This is a genomic window from Syntrophomonas sp. UBA1041, from assembly GCF_002316705.1.
Classification (GTDB): Bacteria; Bacillota; Syntrophomonadia; order Syntrophomonadales; family Syntrophomonadaceae; genus DTU019.
Genome location: NZ_DCEA01000107.1, coordinates 35,834 through 53,739 on the forward strand (window position 1 = coordinate 35,834; position 17,906 = coordinate 53,739).

At 47.8% G+C, this 17,906-nt stretch carries 14 protein-coding genes; 6 read left to right on the forward strand and 8 right to left on the reverse strand.

All coding sequences use genetic code 11. The features are described 5' to 3' along the window. Positions 1-337 precede the first annotated feature (337 nt). The 3 genes from B2633_RS15770 to B2633_RS15780 form a co-directional block, all read right to left on the reverse strand. Positions 338-1,480, reverse strand: coding sequence for a glycosyltransferase family 4 protein (locus tag B2633_RS15770; RefSeq protein WP_483171650.1), 1,143 nt, complete (start codon positions 1,478-1,480; stop codon positions 338-340). Continuing rightward, on the reverse strand, positions 1,464-2,588 hold the full coding sequence (locus B2633_RS15775) for a glycosyltransferase family 4 protein (protein ID WP_483171651.1): 1,125 nt from the start codon (positions 2,586-2,588) through the stop codon (positions 1,464-1,466). Before B2633_RS15775 ends, B2633_RS15770 begins: the two co-directional genes overlap by 17 nt. Positions 2,589-3,008: 420 nt before the next feature. Further along, positions 3,009-4,064 carry a DUF3231 family protein gene (locus tag B2633_RS15780; protein ID WP_483171652.1) on the reverse strand — a complete coding sequence of 352 codons (1,056 nt, stop codon included), beginning with the start codon at positions 4,062-4,064 and terminating at the stop codon, positions 3,009-3,011. 803 nt (positions 4,065-4,867) lie between these two features. Between B2633_RS15780 and B2633_RS15785 the strand changes: the two genes are divergently transcribed. Both B2633_RS15785 and B2633_RS15790 read left to right on the forward strand, forming a co-directional pair. After that, positions 4,868-6,337 (forward strand): Msr family ABC-F type ribosomal protection protein, encoded by a 1,470-nt coding sequence (locus tag B2633_RS15785; protein WP_483171653.1) that lies wholly within the window; start codon positions 4,868-4,870, stop codon positions 6,335-6,337. 227 nt (positions 6,338-6,564) lie between these two features. Further along, positions 6,565-7,596, forward strand: a complete 1,032-nt coding sequence (locus B2633_RS15790; protein ID WP_483171654.1) for a tetratricopeptide repeat protein — start codon at positions 6,565-6,567, stop codon at positions 7,594-7,596. A gap of 134 nt (positions 7,597-7,730) precedes the next feature. Here the strand turns inward: B2633_RS15790 and htpX are convergent, their stop codons facing one another. Then, positions 7,731-8,615 (reverse strand): protease HtpX, encoded by an 885-nt coding sequence (htpX, locus tag B2633_RS15795; RefSeq protein ID WP_483171655.1) that lies wholly within the window; start codon positions 8,613-8,615, stop codon positions 7,731-7,733. A gap of 444 nt (positions 8,616-9,059) precedes the next feature. On the opposite strand from htpX, the gene B2633_RS15800 reads away from it, so the two are divergent. Next, positions 9,060-10,973: a hypothetical protein gene (locus B2633_RS15800; RefSeq protein WP_483171656.1), complete on the forward strand. Its 1,914-nt coding sequence runs from the start codon at positions 9,060-9,062 to the stop codon at positions 10,971-10,973. Positions 10,974-11,039: 66 nt separating this feature from the next. On the opposite strand, the gene B2633_RS15805 is transcribed toward B2633_RS15800, so the two are convergent. From B2633_RS15805 to B2633_RS15815, 3 genes are all read right to left on the reverse strand, one after another. Beyond that, positions 11,040-12,512: an MFS transporter gene (locus B2633_RS15805; RefSeq protein WP_483171657.1), complete on the reverse strand. Its 1,473-nt coding sequence runs from the start codon at positions 12,510-12,512 to the stop codon at positions 11,040-11,042. Between the two features lie 16 nt (positions 12,513-12,528). Next, complete coding sequence (locus B2633_RS15810; RefSeq protein ID WP_483171658.1) at positions 12,529-12,978, reverse strand: MarR family winged helix-turn-helix transcriptional regulator; 450 nt, start codon at positions 12,976-12,978, stop codon at positions 12,529-12,531. Positions 12,979-13,255: 277 nt separating this feature from the next. Further along, complete coding sequence (locus tag B2633_RS15815; RefSeq protein WP_481039760.1) at positions 13,256-13,840, reverse strand: DUF4489 domain-containing protein; 585 nt, start codon at positions 13,838-13,840, stop codon at positions 13,256-13,258. Between the two features lie 332 nt (positions 13,841-14,172). Here B2633_RS15815 and B2633_RS15820 point away from each other — a divergent pair, with 332 nt between their 5' ends. The 3 genes from B2633_RS15820 to B2633_RS15830 all read left to right on the forward strand — a co-directional run bounded on the left by B2633_RS15820 (position 14,173) and on the right by B2633_RS15830 (position 16,471). Beyond that, positions 14,173-14,994, forward strand: coding sequence for a stalk domain-containing protein (locus B2633_RS15820; RefSeq protein WP_483171659.1), 822 nt, complete (start codon positions 14,173-14,175; stop codon positions 14,992-14,994). A 90-nt stretch (positions 14,995-15,084) separates the two neighbouring features. Beyond that, positions 15,085-15,447 carry a gamma-glutamylcyclotransferase family protein gene (locus B2633_RS15825; protein ID WP_483171660.1) on the forward strand — a complete coding sequence of 121 codons (363 nt, stop codon included), beginning with the start codon at positions 15,085-15,087 and terminating at the stop codon, positions 15,445-15,447. A 457-nt stretch (positions 15,448-15,904) separates the two neighbouring features. Beyond that, positions 15,905-16,471 carry an XdhC family protein gene (locus B2633_RS15830; protein ID WP_483171661.1) on the forward strand — a complete coding sequence of 189 codons (567 nt, stop codon included), beginning with the start codon at positions 15,905-15,907 and terminating at the stop codon, positions 16,469-16,471. Positions 16,472-16,627: 156 nt separating this feature from the next. Here the strand turns inward: B2633_RS15830 and B2633_RS15835 are convergent, their stop codons facing one another. Continuing rightward, positions 16,628-17,785 (reverse strand): AI-2E family transporter, encoded by a 1,158-nt coding sequence (locus B2633_RS15835; protein ID WP_483171662.1) that lies wholly within the window; start codon positions 17,783-17,785, stop codon positions 16,628-16,630. Between the last annotated feature and the right edge of the window lie 121 nt (positions 17,786-17,906).

The window sequence follows — 17,906 nt, forward strand, 5'->3', positions numbered from 1 at the left end:
CCAGTTGCGCTATTGTGTTTTGAAACACGATGAACCACCGGCTCATGGGCGATTGCTCACCCGCAACACTTGATGGTTGGCATAAACCCTGCCATTGAAAGCACTTTCTCACCTCCTTTTATGCTGCACTTGTGACGCCAATATTTTAAAAACAGTTCAGCCTATCAACAAAAGAATTTTGTTCTTATCCGACATTAAAAACTGTCTTCAAAATACACAGACGTATTCACTTATCTAGTTCGACAGTCTATAAGATATTCCTTCTTGTAATTCAATATATTCCTATAAATAATATATAAACCGCATGATTTCGAAATCATGATCAATCCCGTTTCCCTCAGCGTGAATCCGAGCTGACCATCATCTGGAAAACATCATAATATTGGGCTGCTATTCTCTGCGGATCATATTCCTGAGCCAGGGTGTTTTTGATACGGTGCAGTTCGCTTTGGGGCGGACGATTCTTGAGAAGATGAAGTATTCTTTCGGCCAAGACCTGGTGGTCCCGGGCAGGTTCATAATAATTCACCAGATTTCTGGTGATTTCCGGGATGCTGGTCTCGCGGGTGGTCAATACCGGCACTTCGCATAACGCCGCTTCAACCGGGGTCATGCCGAAACCTTCATGCAGTGAAGGTGAGATAAAAAGAGCGGCATTTCGGTATAGATAATTTCTGTGCTCATCTGATACATAACCGGTCATAATCAATTTTTTGATATTATTCCGCTGCGCATACTGTTCGGGGTCGATACTGAGCTTTCTTTTCGCCCCGGTAAGCACCAGGTGATGCTCCACCTTATCTTCGATCAGTTGAAAAGCTTTCAATAAGGTAATGAGGTTCTTTGGCTCGCGTATGGAATTGACGCTTAATATATAGGGCCTTTCCAGTGGGTAGTCCCTGATATTATCAGCGTCGCCCCACATGGGGTTATTGACTACAGTAATCTTGTCGGGCTGGGCATTAGGGTAGTATTTCAAAATATCCTGCCTGACGAACTGTGAAGGCGCCACAATATGAGCGGCCTGGCGGATCGCATTCTCATAGCGGTACTTTATATACCTTAAATAATTACGGTTAAATCCCTGCGGATAATTCCTGAAGAACAAATCGTGCACCGTTATGACCGTAGGTATTTTTTCACTGATATAATCATCGACCTCGTAGAAGGGATGATATAGCAGATCATAGCGGTCTTTATTTAGAAAATGAGGTAAGCGGCAGCGGTTGATGGAAAGCGACTGCAAAAAGAAATGATATTTGTTGACACTGCCGAATTGTCTCATGGAGGCTATAGGGATAACCTTAGCTTCCGGGAATAAATCCTGGCATTTTTGGCGGAAGGCAGTGGTGACAAACAGGTGGAAATCATTCAACTTACCGATAGCCTGCAGGCCTTTAAACAGATTTAAGGCAAACTGTCCGGTTCCGTCAGGCTGTTCGCCGCCCGCCAGGTAAGTGAGATTAACCGCGATCTTCATTCATCAGTTCTCCCAGGAATTCATAATAATCAGCGCTGATTTTGGTATAAGCGTAATTAGCCAAATACTCACATTTGATGGCTTCGAGTTTTGCCGGGGATGGTTCGGTATGCAAAACTTCCAGAATTTTTTCCGCCAAACGGTCGGCATCATCGGCGGGTTCGTAATAGTTTAACAGATTGCGGGTTACTTCCGGGGAGGCTCCGGTTATCGACGATATTACTGGTATACAGCGGATGGCGGCTTCGATGGCAGGCATCCCAAAACCTTCAAAAAGCGAAGGATTTACGAACAATGAAGCCTGGCATAACAGCCGGTGAAGCTCCTGATCTTCCAGAAACCCGGTGAATTCAACCCTTTCGCCCAAATGGTTCTTCTCCACGTAATTTCTCAGGAATTCCGTATCCCGATTCAAGCGACCGACCAAAAGAAGATTATGCTCGATCAGTCCCATGATTTTCTCAAATGCTTTGATTAAGGTAATGGTGTTTTTGTGGACATAAGCAATATTTATGGCGCATATATAAGGCCTTTTACGGTGGTATTTCCGCGTTGAGGGAATGAAATCGGTATCAATGGGATTATAAATCCTGGTTAGCTTGGATTTGTGTTGGGGATAGTAGTACTCAATCTCCCGGCGGTCATAATCTGAAATGGCAATAATCTTGCTTCTCAGCTTAAAATCGAAATAGTATTGCAATCCATATATGATCCGCTCCCTTAAAGAAGACTGATCGGCATTAATTATGTTCTGTATATCATGGGGAAGGACAACTGTAGGTATCTTAAACTGTTTCAGGCCGGTATTATAATGCGGGAAAAAAAGCACGCCGATGTGCTGCTCTTTTAGCAGCCGGCTTAGCCTGAAGGTGTTGCAAACGCAGTCAGACAGTGTTTTCTTCCCCCAAATATCCTTATAAGGGATGAAAGTAAAGGTAGCATCAGGGATACTGCTCTGTATGACCCCGGCTGAGTATTCGTAGGCAAAAATATGAATATTCCGGGATTTGCCCAGGGCTTGAAATCCTCTGAGTAGATTGAAAAACACCTGCTCTTTACCGCCGCTATGGGTGCGGTTCAAAAAAAATGCCGCTATTCCGATCTTCATGACGTACCTCATCATGAATTATATACTTTTTCGCGTTCATTATGCCACATAGGATGACAAATAGATACGCTTATAAAGCTGCGGAACAGGGGAAAGATGCTGACTGCATAAGCGCTAAGGCGCTGCCGGAGGATTAAATTGTCTATCATGAGTTCTTCAACATAAATCGCCGGCCGGATTTCATCATTCCAAGGCCTGATCTTTGCCTTTACCCCATTAAAGACGATGAAGACTTCCGAGAAAAATCCCTGGCCGTCAGGGATTTGAGGAGTAGATTATCGCCAAGGCGATTTATAAATAATTGAAGTTCGAATAATGATGAGATTGAGCAGTGATTATAAACGAGCGCAGTCTGGCTGCTGATAGGTCGGAAGAAAAGGGGGCAGCGTCGAGCAGTTCTTTATAAACGAGCGCGGTTTATTAATGTTGGGGGTGGTCTTCTATATCCCTTCTGTCGACGATACGAAACGGTTCTTCATACCAGCCGTTATCAATCATGATATTCATTCCATCCTCAGTATATGCGGCAATTTTAGTCATAGCCAGGGTATATATGGCGCTTAGATCCCGACGCGGGCTGGTGGTCAAGGAGGTCGCATAGTTTGTAATGCCAGCGGAAGAAATTAGAATAGTATGGAACATCATCAGTTTATCTGAAAACGGCGGAGTTGTGGAATCGTTTACCATACAGTCCCAATGCCCTGAAACAGGAACATCCTCCTGGAGCATGGTTGAACTAAATGTTGCGATCAGATCGTCGGCCAATTGAATTCCACGATCCAGGTATTTTTTAACCTGCTCCGATTCAGCCGTCTGTCTGAATCCCATCAGCAATCTTTTCCCAATATTATTGGTAACAATACCATAAAACAGACTCGATATCTCCTGGGATAACAGGCTTCTTTTATCACCCAAAACTCCGCTTAAAAAGTCTTGTTTCTTGACGTAATCAACCTCTTTGGAGATTGTGACGACGGGAGGCCTTATATACAGACCTTTGGACAGCAATATGTTTACTGTTGTGTTATACAGGTGGATGGATGAGTTTACGCAATGATCATAGAAATCTCGAATATCAGCTCTACCTGAGGTAACGAAGGACAACCCGTTGATAGCCAGTGCGATCTTATTGGAATTAATCAGATAATAGAGGTGATAGGGATCTGAGAAGAGTTTGGGGGCTTCCAGGTTAACGTCGCTGTTTCTAAAGCCATGGGGAATAGGCAAACCCTCTTTGTGCAAGATATCGGCAGCCCGGTTGACTCTAATGCTGCATATCTGAAGCGCATCTTCTATTACGGGCCTGATCTCCAAATCCTCCGTTGTTTCATAAAAGTATTTAAGGACACAAACAAATAGGGAGTACTGCATGTAAGAACTCCATAACGCACCAATTTCTGTAGCATTTAACGGTACGTTATCAATTTGCGCAATGGCCCTGTCCTCCATAAGGTTTGGATCATATTGGGTTCTCATTTAGTCCTCCATTTATGAATTGGTTTAGGCCTATTTTATCCATGATCGCTGCGGTTATTCAGGTCAGATGCAAGTGGAGACGGTTTTTGACCTGTCTGGAATTTAAGCCGGTCTCGCAACCGGCTTAAATTCCAGTTTATTTGATTTTGATCTGGCATTTCCTGCCTACGACAATCTTTTTAGACGGTATATCCATATGTTATGAACCTGACCTGTATTTGGTTAATAAGGTATCTTCAGGAAAAGAGGTTTTAACAGCCATTTTTACCAAGCCTCATAATGCCGCTCCAGGCTGGGTTTGGGCAGGCTCAATAACGGTCCTGAAATTGACAGGTATACAATGTTCATATTAAAATTGCTTTAACTTAAATCATAGGAGACATTATATCTATGTGGTCTATTCGTTTAAGATAAGCCAGCTCAAAATCTTGCAATAACCTCCACAATGGTGGGCTTTTTTGCTGTGCTTATTTTGAACGAATCAGGAAAGTGGATACAGTGCGTCCGGATGTTTGGGGTTGTGCCATCTTCCCCGGCATCTTGGTTAGACATTGGTATGCAGACTAAAGCTCGCATTGCGGTTTTAGGCTGCATTTTTTATTGTCCGCAGCAAGAAGCCTGCCCTCCCTGAGAACGCAAGCAGATTGGTTCCAGCTATCAGCAGGTTTTGTCAAAAAGACTGACCGATGTTAAAGGGGGCACATTTATGTATTATGTCTTTTCGTAGTCCTTCCTGTATAAATTGCAGGTTTTTCCCTGCGAACAAGTTATAAAACGTGCAATTTCACACAGGAGGAAGGAAAATGGAATTACTGATAAAAGCAACAGAGGTCTGTGTAGAATACAGCGGACGTGACATTCTGGATATCGATGAATTAGTACTGTACGATTATGACCGTATCGGTCTGGTGGGGGCAAATGGTGCGGGAAAAAGCGCCTTGCTCAAGGTTCTTTTGGGGGAATTAACCCCGCCGGGATGTAAGATCAAGCGGTTGGGACGATTTGCCTACATCCCACAGCTAGATGAGGCTATTTGGCAGGAGACCAGGGATTTCGCTCTTACGGGCAGACTGGGAGTTGAGCAATTAGAGCTACAGACCATGAGCGGCGGTGAAGAAACCAGGCTCAAAATAGCCCAGGCCCTATCGGAACCGGTGCATGGTCTTTTTGCCGATGAACCTACCTGTCACTTAGACCGCGAAGGAATTGATTTTTTAATCGGGCAATTGAAGTGTTTTTCCGGCGCATTACTTGTTGTAAGCCATGACCGCTATTTCCTCGATGAGGTGGTCGATAAAATATGGGAACTTCAAAACGGCACGATTACCGAGTATTGGGGCAACTATTCTGATTATCTTCGTCAGCAAGAGGAGGAACGCCGGAGTCAGGCTGCCAAATATGAACAGTATGTTGAGGAACGTGACCGGCTGACACGAGCTGCTGAGGGTAAGCGCAAGCAGGCCCGCAGGATAGATCAGAAGGCCAAGGGTGCTGCTAAGCCAAACAGTTCTGAAAGCGGTGGGCGTCTGGGGCATCAAAAGTCCATGGGAAGCAAGCAAAAAACCCTTCACAAGGCGGCCAAGTCTATGGAACAAAGGGCTGCCGCCCTTGAAGATGTGGAAGCTCCAGCAAGCATCGCCAGGATCCGTTTTCGGCAGACTGAGGCCTTGGCCCTCCATAACCCATATCCGATTAGAGGTACAGAAATAAGTAAGCTGTATGGAGATAAAGTATTGTTTGAAAACACATCTTTCCACATCCCCCTGGGAGCCAAAGTGGCACTGACCGGCGGTAATGGTACTGGAAAAACGACTTTGATGCAAATGATCTTAAACCAGGAAGAGGGGATCGAGGTTTCTCCCAAGGCTGTGATAGGTCATTTTGCCCAAAATGGTTATAAGTGCAACTGCAATCTAGAAGTGCTGGAATTCTTGCGGGAGGAGTGCGACTACAGCATCTCCGAAATCCGTTCCGTTTTGGCTTCAATGGGTTTCGGACCCAATGATGTCGGTAAAAAGTTACCTGTTTTGAGCGGTGGCGAAATCATTAAACTGCTATTGGCCAAAATGCTGTTGGGTCGCTACAATATCCTGCTAATGGATGAACCCGGTAACTTTTTAGACCTGCCCGGCCTGGAGGCTTTAGAAGCGCTGATGAAAGGCTATGCTGGAACGATCGTGTTTATCACCCACGACAAACGGCTGCTTGATAATGTGGCGGATGTGGTTTATGAAATAAAAGACAGAAGGTTGAATCGTATACGGCAAAGGTAAAGTATTTTTTATTTAATAAGAAACGGCAACGTGGCCGTCAGTCAGGTTATTGTGGCTTGGCTGACGGCTTCCTGTTTATCCTGCAGATACGCGCTATAATCCCGTCAATATTTGCATTCGGGGAGGATAATGGATATGGGGAATAGAACATTTTTTAAACCGCATTATAGACAATGACAGACAAAAACTGCGGGATGACAATAATATGAGTATTCGGGGGTATAGGAATGAATTACGAGGAGATCATGCAGGAGATAAAGTCGAATCTTAGCGGAGATGCGGAAATCGATATAATATATCTTCAGGAGCAATTGCGGAAATACAAAGAACATGAATTATCGGAGGAACTGGCCTGGGGCATCGGGCGGCTGATATTTGAGGCGCTCCCCGAAGACCAGAAGGCGGCCTTGAGCGACATGCTGGCAACCAACACCCAGGTCCTGGGGGTGGTGCTGGAAGAGGCCCAGAATGAAATCGCGCAGAACAACTACGAGGGTGGCCTGAGCCTTTTGGAGAGCCTGGTGGAGAAGATAGACGCCACCGCGCCCAAGTTCGAATCGGACGGCCAATATGAGTACCTGTGTTTCGACAATCGGCTGGAGGAGATCCTCTATGGCAAGCTCTACAATACCGAAAAAGAAGTCCGTCTTGTCCCCCAGGAATATGCCGACACCTACCTGGTCTACGGCAACCTGCTCCTGGAGATGGGACGACCCAAAGAAGCCCGCAAAGCCCTGTTGAAGTCGAACCGCTGGAATCCCATCAAGGTGGAGACTCTTGTCGAACTGGGAGAGATCTATAAACAGAACCAGCAGTTGAAAAGATACCTGGAAATAAACCTCAAAGCACTCAATCAGGCTTACACCGCCAGGAACCTGGCCCGCTGCTACCGCAACCTGGGCTATTATTACGTGGAGAAAGAGAATTATGAGCTGGCCACTGCCTTGTACGCATTTAGCGTCAGGTTTGACAAGGATAATCAGATCCCTGAGGCAGCCCTAAAATATATCCAGCATAAGATGGGGCGGAGGTTGGCCTTGCCCAGTTTTCAGAAATGCGCAGAGCTGTTCGCCAATCACGGTATACAATTCGGGGCTAACGATTTGGTCTTGAGTATCGCCATTTCCCTGGGTCATCAGGCCCGGGAAGCCCAGTCCTTTGATGAAGCCCGATATTATTACTCCCTGGCCTACGAACTGACTGAGAATCCTCAAGTCAAAGGATGGATCGACGCCCTGCCGGTCGGGGAGCCCAACTAAGGAAATTCATGGCTGTGATGAGTGAAGCCCTGGATTGTCAAGGCAGCAGGTTTGCGCTGACCGTCAAAAACCCCTGCTAAAATAAAATTAGCAGGGGTTTGGATCTGAATAGGCTGATAATGCGAGGTGAATGATTATCGCCCTTGTTCCAGGCGTTGAATACGTTCTTCCAGGCCGGGATGGCTGGCAAAAAGTTGCCGCAGCCCATGTTTCTTTTCTCCGCTGATTTTAAAAGTAGCAAAAGCCTCTTGTTGATTGTCTACCATGTCGACTGATCTCTGGAGGGACTGTAAAGCCTGAATCATCTTGTGTTTGCCGGCCAGCAATGCCCCTCCTTGATCAGCAGCAAACTCCCGGCGACGAGAAAACGCCATCACCGCGATACTGCCCAGGATGGAGAATAGAATTTGGAAGATGATAATGCTGAGAAAGTGGGCGATGCCTCTGGCTTCTTCTTTAACAAACATAGACACGGTATACGCGACGATGCGGGACAGGAAGACCACAAACGTGTTGATTACTCCCTGGATGAGAGTCATAGTGACCATGTCTCCGTTGGCGATATGAGCAACTTCATGGGCTAATACGCCTTCTAGCGAATCGGCGTTCATGCGATCGCACAAGCCCTGAGAGACTGCGACCAGCGAATTATTTTTGGAAGGCCCTGTTGCAAAAGCATTTACTTCACCAGACGGATAGATACCGACCTCAGGCATTTTTTGCAGGCCTGCTTTGCGGGCCAGACCATGAACCATATTAAGCAGTTGCTGTTCCCGAGCGCTATGGTATTTGTCCGGATCGATTACTTGAACATGCATCATCTGCTTGGCCATCCATTTGGATAAAAAGAGCGAGATGAATGCTCCGCTGAAGCCGATTACAGCCGCAAAGATCAACAAACTGTAATAATCAATCCCATTGGCGGTAACATAACGATTAACCCCTAAAACTGAGGTAACAATGACGATGGTAGTCAGTACCAAGAGGTTAACCAGAAGAAAGATCCCGATTCTTTTCATGTTTAGCCTCCTTTGTTTAGTATAGGTAACAGCTTAACATGATTTTTCTAACGCAAAAAGTGTTTTTGCAATTTTTATTTTATATGTTTGGCCGTGCTGGTTATGGGACAAGAGTATTGCGCAAAGCCATAGAAGTAGCCAAAGAATAGATCCGATATGATCATCTCTCCTGAACGGCTCCCGCCATCATCCTAAGCTGAAGGGATGTGCCGATTATCTCTCTTGTGAAGCGGTGTTCGCTGCCTTGAAGGCAAAATTGCCAGCATTGCCTCTCAGGGCAGCCATATCGTTTTCAATTATGGGTCCTTACGTCATACCGATCCACCGGAAATCAGTTATAATGGAAAATAGCAGCAGATTAGGTCGCAGAAATAATACCTACTGACCTTTAAATCATCGATAGGCTTTTCATATGGGATTACACATTAAAGTGGGGAATCATCTGTGTTTCAGATCACAAAGCACCAGCTTTCTTTTGTGCGCAGGGAGAGCAGGCCGGCGGATAATATCAAGATAGCCCTGGTTCAAGAGCTATATCCTAAACGGATCATCGGCAGAACAGCGGGGCAGGGGATATATGCGGGCCGGTTTGATCACAGCCAGGAACCGGAGGAAATGCGCAGCGATGTGCGCTCCCTTCTGGAACGGATCCCGGATACGGCGGATATGGGACTGATTTCTGAACATCCTGGGAATAAAGTGTCTTTGGATATCTTTCAGGAGCAGGCCGACAGCCGTCAGCAAATCATCATTACGCGTCTGGGCCATTATTTACATGCCGGGAGTGGTGCCGCCACCAATTCAGCGGCGGTATTTACTCCGGGAAATGACCCGGTCATCATTGATCAGATTTCTTTCTCGGAGGAAGACCTCAAATTTTACGCTGAAGGAAAGCTCCAGCGGGGTAAAGAAGTCCATATATTTTTCACCCCGATAGGAAATATCGGCATTATTAGCTGTCATGATTATACCAACGCTGATATTTTATATGAAATTGCCCGACATGATCTGGAAATTCTGGTCGTATCCTGCTTTAACCCGGCAACCCGCCTGTTTATCCAGTACGCCCTGGCTGATATTCATCGCTTATCCTGTTTTGTGATTATATCGAATATTGCCAATTATGGAGGCAGCGGAGTTTTTGCCCCATTTCGCTATAACGGCCCCAAAAAGGCCTCCCTGTCCCTAGGCGGGGCGGTTGCCTATACGCAAGGGGAAAGCAGCGCTTTTCTGGAGGTTGACCTTCCTCTTGCCGAGCTGCGAATGCTCCGCCAGAAAGAACGTCAGGGCCGCAATCCGGCGGACAACAGATGCCCCTGGACCCCGATACAGCCCAGTGAAGAATACTCGATGGACGGACATCCCCACTATAAGCAGGAATTGGGTAAACCCGACTACCTGGTTAACGTTGATCTTGCGGAATCGGGTTATGTTCCCAACCATGATCAAGATGCCTTAAACATAGGTGTTGCCCAATTGAAATGCATGAGCGAGGATGATTATCTCAATCATTTCTATTGTATTTCCTGCTCGCCGAATGCCCCCCGCTTCATAAAAGAAATTCAGGGATACTTGGAGTTCCTGGCCGGAAAATTGGAATTATCCGGGCAAAAACTTGATTTTTTGATCTTTCCCGAAGTATTCCTTCCCCTGACCATGGAGGCCGATATAAGGGAATTCTCCCGGAGATTCAATACCATTGTTATTGGCGGGGTTGAATACGACCCCCAGCCTGTAACCCTGGAATCCCCGGAAATGGCCCAGGGTTCAAACCGCTGTTTTATTTATGTGCCCGTCAAGACCGGAGAAGTAAAGCGTTTCCAATACAATAAAATGACCCGATCGCAGTATGATGCCCGTCTTCCTGAAACAGTAAACGGCAAGCCCGCCAATTTTATCATGGATAAAGGCAGCCAGCTCATGCGTTTCTCATATGGCATGCATTGGTCTTTTGGACTGTTGATTTGTTATGATTACAGTCATTTCGATATCGTCTATAAGATTAACCGGGGCGATTCTTGCCATATGCCCCTGGATATGCTCTTCATCGTGGCCAACAACCCTGACAGCCAGCTTTATGAGCGCTGTTGCATAGCCGACAGCCATCGCTACTATCAGTATATTGTCATGTCCAACGTGGCCCAATTCGGTGGCAGCGGCGTATTCGGCCCCATAAGGACCCCGGGCTTCAGACAGACATTGCTGGGCGCCGGCGTGGGAGCGGAAGGAATATCCATAGCTACAGTGAATCTGGCCAATCTGCAGGCCGCCAGAAAAGCTGCCAAAATCGTCCCGGAGAGCAGCTTTCAGCGCAAGCCCGGCATTTTTCAGATGACAAACCCAAGCTGGCAGGAGTGATAGAAGCGGCGCTTTCCGGCCCGTGCAGGCAAAAGCCGCTGTATCCGATGCAAAATCAAACCCGGTTTAAGGTCTTTCGGGCACAGGGTTATCCTGCATCTGAGTACCGGTTTGATGTACAGCTTTGCCGGGACTGCGCAATAGTGAGGTTGCTACCGCGCCCAGGCATATAAAGAAGGACAGCCAGAAGGTCCGGCGCAGTCCGTCCAGGAAACTGCTGATAACTATCCCTTCAGAGCCGACCTGGGTATGGGTCAGCAATGCCTGCATGGCTTCAGACGACATGCTGGAACTTATCAAGGCCAGGCCTATGGCCATGCTGATCAATGAGCCGGCGTTGTTCAACATGGTTCTGGTGGCGGCGGCGATGCCGCGCCGTTGAGGAGGAACTGCCTGCATGATGGCATTACTGTTGGGAGAGAAAAACAATCCCGAACCCAGGCCGGTGAGAACCATACACAATATTATCACTCCCATGCGAGAATCAAACTCCAGTTGTGTTAAACCCAATACGCCCGCGGCGGCGACAGTCAGACCCAGTGTGCTCAGCCCCGGGGAACCGTATTTATCCGAAAGACGTCCGCTGATGGGGGCGCTGATCATCATGGCCAGAGCAAACGGCACCAGCATAAAAGCCGTCTGCAGCGGCGGTATGCTCCAGATGACCTGAAAAAAGAATACCATCAGAAACGGAACCGCGCCCCGGGCGATGCCGTTTAAAAGGTTGCAGGCATAGGCGGCGGCCAAGTGGCGTTGTTTAAACAGAACCGGATCCAGCATGGGCTGCTCAACCCGGTTTTCTACATAGATGAAGGCGCCCATCATGAGAATGCCCCCAATTATCCCGCCTATTATTAAAGGTGAAAGCCAGCCGACCCCATCGCCAAAAGAAAGGGCCACCAGGATCATGCTCAGGCTGACGGTGAACAGCATGGTTCCGGACCAGTCAAAACGCTGCCCTTCAGGGAGTTTCACTATTTCTTTGAGCTGCGCCCACGCCCAGATGGTACCGATAATACCCAGCGGAAAATTGAAGAAAAATATCCAGCGCCAATTCCAGGAGGCCAGTAAACCGCCCACTATTGGGCCGATCGCGCTCCCGACCGAAAATACCATGAGTATGATCCCCAGAGCGAAACCCAGTTGTGAAGGCGGAAAAGCGTCGGCAACGATGGCGGTACTGGTTGCCAGCATTAGTGCGCCGCCTATAGACTGTATGAAGCGTGCTGCCACCAGCTGTCCGCCGCTGCTGACTATCCCGCACAACAGAGAAGAACAGGCAAATACCGCAAAACCGATCACATACAGTTTTTTGCGCCCAATCATATCCGCTACCCTTCCTATAGACGGCACCAGGATGGTCATGGACAGCATGTAGATCATCATGGTCCACATTATAGTGGCCAAAGAAGAATGCAGGTCTCTGGATATCACCGGTAGGGCGACCATCAGGGTATTGGCGTTGAGGCTGGATAATAAAGTGCCCAGGGTTGTGCAGGACAGAGCCAGCCATTTGTAGTTATCCTTATTGGGACTCATGGTGATATCTCCTTAATTATTTTTTGCGAACAGAATCATGCAGCCAATCATAAAGGCCTTCCAGACAGGAGTGCAGCTGAGCGGTATCGACATTGCCCTGACTTCCCAGGGCGGCTTTCAGCTTGGCGATGCGGTAATTTAAAACCTCGTCTACCAGGGCTTTGCCCTGCGGGGTGAGCTTTAAATAGACCACCCGCCGGTCGGTTTCATCCCGGTAACGATTGACCAGGCCGTTTTCCACCAACCCGTCTACCAGCCCTGTAATGGTGGCCGGGGCCAGGTACATCTGGCGATGCAGATCGCCGATGGTCATGGGTTTTTCCAGGCTCAAGCGCCTGAGTACCCAAAAACGGGGCATTGACAGGCCTTTGTCAGCCAGGTAGCATTTGGTGATCTGGTTGAGTATCTGGTTGAGAGACCAGAAGAGGTGCTCCAGGTCGTTGATGACATGATTGTTGTCTGACATTTATTTTGCCTCCCGAATATTTAGGAAACCAAACTAAAATATATACTCCTAAATATATACTTATTGATAAAAAATGTCAAGAATCGACATAATGTCATGGTGATGTTTACAGGGCGGACTACTATGCTGCCCGGTTGTGTTGTCGCAGCGGCAGGAAGTGGGTAAACGCTAAGGGGCAGATAACCCGCAACAGCTATCTGCCCCTAAATCGCTATTATATAGTTTGGCCTCTAAAAATGAGATGGGTTTCTAAATAGAACTTAGTCAGAGCCTGATTTCATTGACCCTGAGCCAATGCGCTGATGTCAGGAGATGTTACCCTTACAGCATCAAAGTCAGGTGCAGCGGAGGCGTCATTGATTCTGGTTGATGTCACCCTCATTTCATATGTGCAGCAGCCAGGACAGGCCCGGTCACAGTAAGTCACTGTAAACGGAGTCTCTTCTCTCCAATCCGCAATGATTTTCCCTGCAACCGGAATGAACTCAACCAACCTCTGGAATGTCCATGTTCTTAATATATCTTCGACTCCATTGCATTTTCTTACTAATGTAAAGGTCAGTATCAATTCAAAGCTTCTTTGCGGTTCCGGAGTCTCCAGTGCGACATCGAAGAATACCAGACTGGAAAACTCAATTTTAACAGTCGGCCTGCATAGGCAGGTGGTATCCACTGTAACCCTGTCTAAGACTACAGTTACAGGTTCTGTTTGGTTGGGATCAAATATGGCCGCCTGAGGACTTGTTCCACATTCCAATATTATCCCTTGAGGTTTAGGATGTTTGGCGAAAATGCATGAATCTGAATCCGCCTTGCCCGGAACGCAATGGGGAATATATTTCCAGTGAGCTGGATAGACCATTAATACGCTTCCTCCTTTCATGAAACACATTCTATCTTTTAACAAATACAAATATGGTTTAATCCATGCTATGCGCTGCTTTAGCAGGTTGTTACATTTAATTACCAAAATAGGGAAAGTGTAGAATAAAGATGGCAGGGTGTAAAATACCTCCTGGTGAGGCCCGTCAATTTATACGCCTTCTGCAAGGGAAATAGCTAACATTTCCGGGCAAATGATTCAATATTGACCATATTTATTATAAGATAGAAAAAGAAGGAAAATCAGGCCCGTCTTTTACATCACTGTTTGCAGGTTTACCTTCCATTAAAAAACATCAAGGAGGAAAGGTTATGAAGAGAACCCTGTTATTGTTGTCCGGACTTTTGATTTTGATGGTTTGGCTTCTGCCCGCTGGCGGCCTGTCATCGCAGGCTCAGGCAGCAGATGACCCCAATGTGACTATTATTCTGCAGGTAGGTCAGCCGAATTCATCGGTAAATGGGGTTGACCAGGAAATAGACCCTGGCATGGGTACTGCACCGGTAATCGTGAACGGCCGCACATTTGTCCCGATACGCTCCATTATCGAGTCCATGGGTGGTACAATAAGCTGGAACGGCCAGGAGCAAAAAGTGTCAATTTCGCTTAATAACAATATAATTGAACTCACTATCGGCAGTCTGCAGGCCTCAGTCAACGGAGACACTAAAACCCTGGAAGCGGCTCCGTTTATTTCGTCAACAGGCCGGACCATGCTGCCCTTGCGGTTTATCACCGAAAATCTGGGTTCTGAAGTTGCCTGGGACGGCCCTACGCAAACCATAACTATTGAATACGGCCCCGACAACATAACTCCTCCTCCTGCGGCAGTGGAAACCGCCGACTTCTCCGGCACCTGGGACATGGTCGTCAATGATGAAGATATGGGAGACATGAAGCTGGTCTTAACCCAAGACGGTACCGCTGTCAGCGGTTATTTCGGATATGACAGCGAATCCGGGAAGGCTTTTGCCGGTACTGTTGCCGGCAATACCTTGAGCGGGAAATTTTCCACCACCAACCCGGTATCGGAATGGGAATTTACTGTGACCATGGCTGCTGACGGGAATAGCTTCACCGGCATGGAATATTACAGCAGTCCTGCTTGGGCGGTTTCCGGGGTAAGAAACTAAGAGCGGAACCGGTATTCGCCGAGGCAGATAAACTGCTCACACCTTTAAAGCAGCCTGAAATGAGTTGTAAAGTGATACGGGGCAGATAACATGATTCGGGTATTCGTATACGGCACCTTGATGAGAGGCGGACATTATCACCAACAATTTCTCACAGGGCACAAGTTCCTGGGCAATGGCGTTATTTCGGGTTACGCCCTTTACGGCCTGGGGAGCTATCCCGGTGTAGTTCCCGAAAAGGGGGAGCAGGTCCGGGGAGAGGTATACGGCATAGACTGGAAGACCTTACATAAGATCGATATCCTGGAGGACAATGGATCACTTTATAACCGCAAGCGGGTCAGGGTAGTGATGGCAGACGGCAGGACCACCCGGGCTTATGTCTACGTCTGGAACGGTCCGGTCAGGCTGGAAGACAGGGTGGCTTATGAGGACCAGCCCTGGAGTGGATAACGCAGAGCGCAAAACAGAACAAGCATGGCTAAAGCCAGCAGATCCCCTGGAGGAGCTGCTGGCTTTTCATGATTGTCGGGTTGCTTACGCTTAAACTAAATCTGTTTGGTCAACAGGTTGTAGAGCACCTGTGCCGTCTGGGCCCGGGGGTGGTTGCGTCCGGCTTGAGCTGCTGGCTGCTGCCAGTTATGACTCCGGCTTCAACCAGGGCCATGCCAAATAAATAATACACTTTGTGACAAAATATGGTGTCATTTCAGGGTTTCCGCTGGTAAGCATCAATACGGATAACTGAAAATAAGTAATAATAAATGCCAAAAAACCAGTCATATTGAGTAAACTAGATATAACCCGGCATAATGCTGTCATTCTAAGGCATATTCATGGATAGTGCGATGATTAGTCTGGGCAGATGGAAAATAAGAAGTAAAGGCTTTTAGGATATAAGGAGTTTTGCATGGAAGCAACCCAAACCGATAGCTCAAGTTTGATGCCAACCGGGGACCGCCTTATCATAGTCGGTTCGGGCAATGTTGCCTTTAACCTTTATAAATTCGCGTTGATCCTGGGATACAACATAACCATGATAGACGATAATCCCGAGATGCTGAACAGAGAAAGGTTTCCGGAGGCCGGTAATCTGCTCGTCGGGGACATCGTGCAGCTGCTCAAGCAATACCCCATCACTCCTGCTACCAGCATCGTACTGTTAAGCCACCACCATGAATTCGATAAAGACGCCCTGGTGGCGGTTATCGATTCCCCGGCCCGTTATATCGGAATCATGGGCAATAAACGGAAGGTCACCGCATATTTCAGCGCTCTGGAGACACTGGGGACCGACAGGCGGTTGGTCGAGCGGGTGCACATACCCATCGGCCTCGATCTGGGAGGGCAGCTGGCGGCAGAAATAGCCCTGGCGGCAATGGCCGAGATTCAGGCCGTAAAATATAAACGTACCGGGGGATTTGTCGCCGTCAAGCAAGCCAGTTCGGAGAACGAAAAACGCGATAAGTTGTTTTAATGTTTTTGAATAATATTGAGCAGTTGATGAGCCAATTACAATGCAAGCGCCAGCTCGGCGCAGCAGTATGTGATTCAAGCAATTTTCTGAAGCTGCCGGTTATCGTGCCGGCCCTCTGACCGGAATCTTTTTCACAGTATTTGATTGCTTTGCACCTCAGGCTTCTTCAATAGCCGTTCTTTCCCGGACATCGTTTTTCAGCAATTTGTAGAACACGGTAGCCACAGGTACGCCCAGGAGGATGCCCAGCGGACCCGCCAGGCCTCCTCCCACGATGGCTGCCAGGAGGACCCAGATGCCCGGGAGCCCCAGGCTGTCGCCCACCACCCGGGGATAGATGAGATTGTTTTCCAACTGCTGCAGGATGATTAGAAACACCAGAAACCACAAGGCCTGTGGCGGTGAAACCATGAGCAAGACCAGAAAAGCTATAAAACCGCCGACATAGGTGCCGACAATGGGCACCAGGGCGGTGATGCCGATAAGGGTGCCGATCATTAAGGGATACTCGAATCCGAAAATGACCATGCCGATAAAGGTAAGCACCCCCAGAATAACCGCTTCTGCCAGCTGACCGTAGACATATTTGTCAAAGCTGTCCACGGTGACCCGATAGAGGTACAGTGCCTTGCCGTATATTGCGGGGGGCAGATAAGCCTGGGCTACAGCCCTGCAATTGACCAGGATTTTCTCCCGGCCGCTCAGAAGGTAAATGGAGAAGATCACCGCCAGGAGCAGGTTGGCAAGAAAACCGAATACTCCGGCGGTGACGCCGATGATCCCTGCCAACAGGCCGCCCAGATTGCTGGTGAACTGGTTCAAGAAGGCATACAGGCGATCCACCAGTTCGGACAGGTCGATATGGGCGATCTGCAGCAGTTTGGCGGCCTGGTTGAGTAAGCTCTGCGTATTTTCCAGATAGGATTCGATGTTGGCGGCGAACAGGCGAACGCTCTCGATCAATTGGGGGATAATGAAGAGCATCAGAATAATTATAACGAGCAAAGCCAGAAAATAGGTTTTGAGCACCGCCAATCCCCGGGTCAAGCCGGGGCTGCTGTTTTTCAGGAACATCTTCCGCATAAGCATCTCTATATACTGGCATGGTTTGTGAAGTGCAAAGGCGATGGCTATGCCGATGAACAGAGATTTAAACAAAGCCGCAAACCGTCCCAGAGCCTTGATTATGGGGCCGAAATTGATTACCACCAGTATCAGGACGGCAGCGTAGGTTATTAACAGTATCAGGTCTTTTCTGGTCTTTATGTTGATCGGAACCCACTCCTTTTTGTGTTGCTGGGCATATGTATACATTCCTTATTTTCCCACAAAAACTTGTTCTTTAACACAACAATCAGGACGGCTCCGGCGAAGTTGCTGCATCGCTGCCGTACCTCAAAGGCCTTAAGATTCTATTGCCGATTTTTTAATTCAA